Below are 6,144 nucleotides of genomic sequence, written 5' to 3' on the forward strand. Positions count from 1 at the left end.
ATGGCTAACGTAGAAGCAAAGCAACAACAGCCTGATTTAGCTGAAAAGCTAATCGCGGTAAACCGTGTGTCTAAAGTAGTTAAAGGTGGTCGTATCTTTAGCTTCACTGCACTAACTGTAGTTGGTGATGGCGCAGGTAAAGTAGGTTTTGGTTATGGTAAAGCTCGTGAAGTTCCAGCTGCTATTCAAAAAGCAATGGAAAAAGCACGTCGCAACATGATCAATGTAGACCTAAATGGCAACACATTACAGCATCCTGTTAAAGGACGTCATGCTGGCTCACAAGTGTTCATGAAACCAGCATCTGAAGGTACTGGTATCATCGCAGGTGGTGCTATGCGTGCAGTACTAGAAGTTACTGGTGTGCAGAACGTACTTTCTAAATGTTACGGTTCTACCAACCCGATCAACGTAGTACGTGCAACGATTCAAGCTCTAGAGAACATGAACTCTCCTGAGTCAATCGCTGCTAAACGTGGTCTGCGCGTAGACGAAATTCTGGGGTAACCATGGCAAATAAAACTGTAAAAGTAACACAAGTAAAGAGCTCTATCGGTCGTTTACCGAAGCATAAAGCTACATTACGCGGTCTTGGTTTACGTCGTATCAACCACACTGTTGAGTTAGAAGACACAGCATGTGTACGTGGTATGATCAACCGAGTTTCTTACATGGTTAAGGTAGAGGGTTAATTTCATGCATTTGAATACACTTTCACCTGCTGCAGGTTCTAAAACTGCTCCAAAACGTGTTGGTCGTGGTATCGGTTCTGGTCTTGGTAAGACTGGTGGCCGTGGTCACAAAGGTCAAAAATCACGTTCTGGCGGTAAAGTACGCGTTGGTTTTGAAGGCGGTCAAATGCCTATGCAACGTCGTCTACCTAAATTTGGTTTCACTTCACGCAAATCGTTAGTATCTGCAGAAGTAAACCTTTTTGAAATCGCTAAAGTTGAAGGCGATGTGGTAGACCTAAACGCGTTACAAGCAGCTGGTCTAGTTAAAAAGAACGTTCTGTTCGTTAAAGTTGTTAAATCTGGCGAAGTTTCACGCGCTGTTACCGTTAAAGGCCTTAAGGCTTCTAAAGGTGCTCGCGAAGCTATTGAAGCTGCCGGAGGCAAGGTAGAAGACTAAGGAAGTACTAATGGCTAAACCAGGTCAAGATACACAAAGTGCACAAAGTGGACTTTCGGAATTGAAGCGTCGATTACTATTTGTTTTAGGTGCTATCATTATTTACCGTCTAGGTTCATTTGTGCCAATCCCTGGGATTGACGCCGCTGTACTTGCCGATTTCTTCGAGCAACAAAAGGGCACCATTGTTGAGATGTTCAACATGTTTAGCGGTGGTGCGCTTGAGCGAGCTTCAGTGTTAGCACTGGGTATTATGCCGTATATCTCGGCTTCGATTATTACGCAACTATTAACGCATATGTATCCTCCGTTTATAGAGCTTAAGAAAGAAGGTGAGCAAGGGCGTAAAAAAATTAGCCAGTACACACGCTATGGCACGCTTGTGCTTGCTACTATCCAATCAATCGGTATTGCAACTAGCTTACCGGGCATGATGGAAGGGTTAGTTGTTAACCCGGGTCTCGGTTTCTATTTCACCGCAGTGGTGAGTTTAGTAACTGGTACTATGTTCCTAATGTGGTTGGGCGAACAAATAACAGAACGCGGTATCGGTAACGGTATCTCAGTTCTTATATTTGTTGGTATTGTAGCTAACCTGCCGTCTGCTATTGGTTCGACAGCCGAAATGGCGCGCCAAGGTGATTTGAATGTTTTTGTACTGTTGATGGTTGCGGTTATAGTATTCGCTGTTACTTATCTTGTAGTGTTTTTCGAACGTGGACAACGTCGTATCGTTGTTAACTACGCTAAACGCCAACAAGGTCGTCAAGTATTTGCTGCTCAAAGCACGCATTTACCACTAAAAGTAAACATGGCGGGTGTTATTCCACCAATCTTCGCTAGCAGTATAATTCTGTTCCCTGGTACAATTGCAAGCTGGTTCGGCCAGGGTGAAGGTCCGGTCGCTGATGTGCTACAAGCTATTGCAACAACGTTGACTCCAGGTCAGCCTTTGTATGCGATGGTGCTAGCAGCAGCTATCATCTTCTTCTGCTTTTTCTACACAGCGTTGGTTTTTAACCCGCGTGAGACAGCAGACAACCTGAAGAAATCTGGCGCATTTATCCCAGGTATTCGTCCAGGTGAGCAGACATCTAAATACATTGATAAAGTGATGACACGCCTGACATTGGCAGGTGCTTTGTATATAACCTTTATCTGTCTGGTGCCCGAATTCATGACTATGGCATGGCAAACGCCATTCTATTTCGGCGGTACATCAATTTTGATTATCGTTGTAGTAATCATGGACTTTATGGCACAAGTACAGACTCACCTGATGTCACATCAGTATGATTCTGTGCTGAAAAAAGCGAACCTTAAAGGCTACGGCCGATAAGGTCAGTTTACGGAGTTGAGCAATGAAAGTACGTGCTTCCGTTAAGAAAATATGCCGTAACTGTAAAGTTATTAAACGTGCTGGTGTAGTACGCGTAATTTGCAGTGAGCCTAAGCATAAGCAAAGGCAAGGCTAAGTAAACAGTCGTGCAGGCTGAGATTTCTCGGCCTGTGTTTTTAGTTGTGATTTGGTCTTCGTTTGAGTATCCTTACGGGCTTTTCAAACTTTTGATTACCAAATTCAAATATAGGAGATGTGTTAGTGGCCCGTATCGCTGGCATTAACGTCCCTGATCATAAACATGCAGTTATTGGTTTAACAGCTATTTATGGCATAGGTAAGACTCGCTCTAAGGCTATCTTAGAAGCGACTGGTATCGCCGAGACCACAAAAATCGGTGAACTTTCAGACGAAACTCTTGACGTACTGCGTGATGCAGTTGGCAAGTACACTGTAGAAGGTGACCTTCGTCGTGAAGTTACTCTAAATATCAAGCGCCTTATGGACCTTGGTTGTTTCCGTGGCCTACGTCACCGTCGCTCTTTACCACTACGTGGTCAAAGAACAAAGACTAACGCGCGTACCCGTAAGGGTCCTCGTAAGCCTATTAAGCGATAAGGGGATAGTATTATGGCTAAGACACCAATTCGTCGTAAAAAGGTTAAAAAGCAAGTTGCTGATGGTATGGCTCATGTTCATGCGTCTTTCAACAACACTATTGTAACAATTACCGACCGTCAAGGTAATGCACTATCATGGGCTACTGCCGGTGGTTCAGGTTTCCGTGGTTCACGTAAATCTACACCATTTGCTGCTCAGGTTGCTGCAGAGCGTGCAGGTACTGCTGCTCAAGAATACGGTTTAAAAAATCTAGAAGTTTTCATTAAAGGTCCAGGTCCAGGTCGTGAATCTGCTGTACGTGCTTTGAATGCTGCTGGTTACCGTATCACCAACATTACTGACGTGACGCCAATACCACACAATGGTTGTCGTCCACCGAAGAAACGTCGCGTTTAACAATAGGTTAGGAGAAATAACATGGCAAGATATTTGGGCCCTAAGCTCAAGCTGAGTCGTCGTGAAGGTACTGACCTGTTCCTTAAGAGCGGCGTAAGAGCTATCGACTCTAAGTGTAAACTTGAGACTGCACCTGGTCAGCACGGCGCTCGTAAAGGTCGCTTATCTGATTACGGTTTACAATTACGTGAAAAGCAAAAAGTACGTCGTATCTACGGTGTATTAGAAAAGCAATTCCGTAATTACTACAAAGAAGCTGCTCGCCTTAAAGGTAATACAGGTGAAAACTTGTTACAGCTTTTAGAGCAACGTTTAGACAATGTTGTATATCGCATGGGTTTTGCTAGCACACGCGCTGAAGCACGTCAGTTAGTAAGCCACAAAGCGATTTTAGTTAATGGTCGTGTTGTGAACATTCCTTCATACGTAATTGCTCCAGAAGATACTGTAGTAATCCGTGAGAAGTCTAAAACACAAGCACGTATCATCGCTGCTCTAGAGTTGGCTGAGCAACGTGAAAAGCCGACTTGGGTTGAAGTTGACGGTAAGAAATTGGAAGGTAGCTTTAAGCGCCTACCTGAGCGTTCAGATCTGTCTGCGGACATTAATGAACAACTAATCGTCGAACTTTACTCTAAGTAAAGTTAAGAGTTAAGAGAGGATAAAATGCAGGGTTCTGTTACAGAATTTCTAAAACCAAGGTTAGTCGATATCGACGCTATCAACCCAACGCGTTCTAAAGTAGTTTTAGAACCACTAGAGCGTGGCTTTGGCCATACTCTGGGTAATGCCTTACGCCGTATACTGTTATCATCTATGCCTGGATGTGCAGTAACTGAAGTTGAAATCGACGGTGTATTGCATGAGTACAGCGCGAAAGAAGGCGTACAAGAAGACATCATTGAAATACTACTAAACCTAAAAGGTCTAGCAGTAACGTTAGAAGGCAAAGATGAAGTTTTTCTGACCCTGACTAAATCTGGTGTAGGCCCTGTGACTGCGGCTGATATTCAGCACGATGGCGATGTAACAATTGCTAATCCAGATCACGTTATTTGTCATTTAACGACAGATAGCAGCGAGATCAGCATGCGTATTCGTGTTGAGCGTGGTCGTGGTTATGTGCCGGCATCTAGTCGTTTATCCTCTGATGACGATGAGCGTCCAATTGGTCGATTGCTGCTTGATGCATCATTCAGCCCAGTTGAACGTATTGCGTACTCGGTTGAATCAGCCCGTGTTGAGCAACGTACAGACTTAGACAAGTTAATCATTGATATGGAAACAAACGGCACCTTAGATCCTGAAGAAGCGATCCGCCGTGCGTCTACTATCTTAGCTGAGCAATTAGATGCATTCGTAGATTTACGTGATGTAACTGAGCCAGAAGAGAAAGAAGAGAAGCCAGAATTCGATCCTATTCTACTTCGTCCAGTTGATGATCTTGAACTAACAGTACGTTCAGCAAACTGTTTGAAAGCCGAGCAAATTCAATATATCGGTGATTTAGTTCAGCGCACTGAAGTTGAGCTTCTTAAAACGCCTAACCTAGGCAAGAAGTCTCTAACTGAAATAAAAGACGTGCTAGCTTCACGTGGTCTTTCTCTAGGCATGCGCCTAGAAAATTGGCCGCCTGCAAGCCTAGCTGAATAATCTAAATCACTATATTAGTTTAGTTAGAAGGATAGGGTCATGCGCCATCGTAAGAGTGGTCGTCAATTAAACCGTAACAGTAGCCATCGTAAAGCGATGTTCAGCAATATGGCAGGTTCTTTGGTGAAACATGAAATCATCAAAACTACTTTGCCTAAAGCGAAAGAGTTACGCCGTGTAATTGAACCTTTAATCACACTGGCTAAGACTGACAGTGTAGCAAATCGCCGTTTAGCGTTTGCTCGCACGCGTGATAATGAAGTAGTTGGTAAATTGTTCAGCGAAATCGGTCCTCGTAATACAGACCGTCCAGGTGGTTACACTCGTATTCTTAAGTGTGGCTTCCGTGCTGGTGATAATGCACCAATGGCTTATATTGAACTAGTAGGTCGCCCAGCGACTAACGAAGAAGTTCAAGAAGACGCGCAGTCTGCAGAGTAAGTCTTTAAAGAGACACCAAAAAGCCGAGCTTAATGCTCGGCTTTTTAATGCCTAAAATTTGACATCCCTCCAAATAGTTACTTGATAATTACCTATTACCTTCATTCTGTTAAACCGACTTAGTTAAACCAATGTAGTTATAAAGCCTGCATTCTCAAAAAGCTTAATTATGCGGTAACCCTATAAGTCGAGTGTATAAGGTTTATAAAACATACCCCAGGCTGTAAATGCACAGTGTAATTTGGATAGTGATAAAGCAATTTGGCCAATCAAACAGCGATATTTAATTTTAACTCGCTAATTTAGTGGGCTTAAGGCTACTTTTAGTAGGGTTTTTGAGCGTTTAGCTCAAATACGCAGCGAACAGTCATTTATTTCAAGTTTTCTTCAAAAAAGGGTTGATCTGTTTTCGGATCTCCCTATAATGCGACCCCACTGAGACGGCAGAGCGCAACGCATAGCGAGGCAAGAGCTACTCAGTGAGTTGAGTAAAACTTAGTTTTAAAAACTTTCAAGTTTAACAAAATTAAGTGTTGACAAAAAAATAGGAAAGCGTAAGATGC

At 43.3% G+C, this 6,144-nt stretch carries 10 protein-coding genes; all 10 read left to right on the forward strand.

What is annotated here, in order from left to right:
* Positions 1 to 507 (forward strand): 30S ribosomal protein S5, encoded by a 507-nt coding sequence (gene rpsE, locus MTN96_RS25310; protein WP_004589204.1) that lies wholly within the window; start codon positions 1 to 3, stop codon positions 505 to 507.
* A gap of 2 nt (positions 508 to 509) precedes the next feature.
* Entirely contained in the window at positions 510 to 692 is a 183-nt protein-coding gene (gene rpmD / locus MTN96_RS25315) for a 50S ribosomal protein L30 (RefSeq protein ID WP_004589203.1), read from the forward strand.
* Positions 693 to 696: 4 nt separating this feature from the next.
* Complete coding sequence (gene rplO / locus MTN96_RS25320; protein WP_004589202.1) at positions 697 to 1,131, forward strand: 50S ribosomal protein L15; 435 nt, start codon at positions 697 to 699, stop codon at positions 1,129 to 1,131.
* Positions 1,132 to 1,141: 10 nt separating this feature from the next.
* Positions 1,142 to 2,470, forward strand: coding sequence for a preprotein translocase subunit SecY (gene secY / locus MTN96_RS25325; protein ID WP_004589201.1), 1,329 nt, complete (start codon positions 1,142 to 1,144; stop codon positions 2,468 to 2,470).
* 22 nt (positions 2,471 to 2,492) lie between these two features.
* Positions 2,493 to 2,606: a 50S ribosomal protein L36 gene (gene rpmJ / locus MTN96_RS25330; RefSeq protein ID WP_002959476.1), complete on the forward strand. Its 114-nt coding sequence runs from the start codon at positions 2,493 to 2,495 to the stop codon at positions 2,604 to 2,606.
* 125 nt (positions 2,607 to 2,731) lie between these two features.
* A complete protein-coding gene (gene rpsM, locus MTN96_RS25335; protein ID WP_004589200.1) occupies positions 2,732 to 3,088 on the forward strand; it encodes a 30S ribosomal protein S13 in 357 nt (118 codons plus the stop codon).
* A 12-nt stretch (positions 3,089 to 3,100) separates the two neighbouring features.
* On the forward strand, positions 3,101 to 3,487 hold the full coding sequence (gene rpsK / locus MTN96_RS25340) for a 30S ribosomal protein S11 (protein WP_002959471.1): 387 nt from the start codon (positions 3,101 to 3,103) through the stop codon (positions 3,485 to 3,487).
* Between the two features lie 21 nt (positions 3,488 to 3,508).
* The gene (gene rpsD / locus MTN96_RS25345; protein ID WP_004589199.1) at positions 3,509 to 4,129 is read left to right on the forward strand and encodes a 30S ribosomal protein S4; all 621 of its coding nucleotides are present in this window, start codon (positions 3,509 to 3,511) and stop codon (positions 4,127 to 4,129) included.
* 24 nt (positions 4,130 to 4,153) lie between these two features.
* Positions 4,154 to 5,140 carry a DNA-directed RNA polymerase subunit alpha gene (locus MTN96_RS25350; protein WP_004589198.1) on the forward strand — a complete coding sequence of 329 codons (987 nt, stop codon included), beginning with the start codon at positions 4,154 to 4,156 and terminating at the stop codon, positions 5,138 to 5,140.
* Between the two features lie 39 nt (positions 5,141 to 5,179).
* Positions 5,180 to 5,581, forward strand: coding sequence for a 50S ribosomal protein L17 (gene rplQ, locus MTN96_RS25355; RefSeq protein ID WP_004589197.1), 402 nt, complete (start codon positions 5,180 to 5,182; stop codon positions 5,579 to 5,581).
* The last annotated feature ends 563 nt before the right edge of the window (positions 5,582 to 6,144 follow it).

This window comes from Pseudoalteromonas sp. 2CM28B (assembly GCF_023161935.1).

Coding starts and splice junctions, on each gene's coding strand:
- rpsE (WP_004589204.1), top strand. CDS start 1: ATGGCTAACGTAGAAGCAAAGCAACAACAGCCTGATTTAGCTGAAAAG.
- rpmD (WP_004589203.1), top strand. CDS start 510: ATGGCAAATAAAACTGTAAAAGTAACACAAGTAAAGAGCTCTATCGGT.
- rplO (WP_004589202.1), top strand. CDS start 697: ATGCATTTGAATACACTTTCACCTGCTGCAGGTTCTAAAACTGCTCCA.
- secY (WP_004589201.1), top strand. CDS start 1,142: ATGGCTAAACCAGGTCAAGATACACAAAGTGCACAAAGTGGACTTTCG.
- rpmJ (WP_002959476.1), top strand. CDS start 2,493: ATGAAAGTACGTGCTTCCGTTAAGAAAATATGCCGTAACTGTAAAGTT.
- rpsK (WP_002959471.1), top strand. CDS start 3,101: ATGGCTAAGACACCAATTCGTCGTAAAAAGGTTAAAAAGCAAGTTGCT.
- rpsD (WP_004589199.1), top strand. CDS start 3,509: ATGGCAAGATATTTGGGCCCTAAGCTCAAGCTGAGTCGTCGTGAAGGT.
- MTN96_RS25350 (WP_004589198.1), top strand. CDS start 4,154: ATGCAGGGTTCTGTTACAGAATTTCTAAAACCAAGGTTAGTCGATATC.
- rplQ (WP_004589197.1), top strand. CDS start 5,180: ATGCGCCATCGTAAGAGTGGTCGTCAATTAAACCGTAACAGTAGCCAT.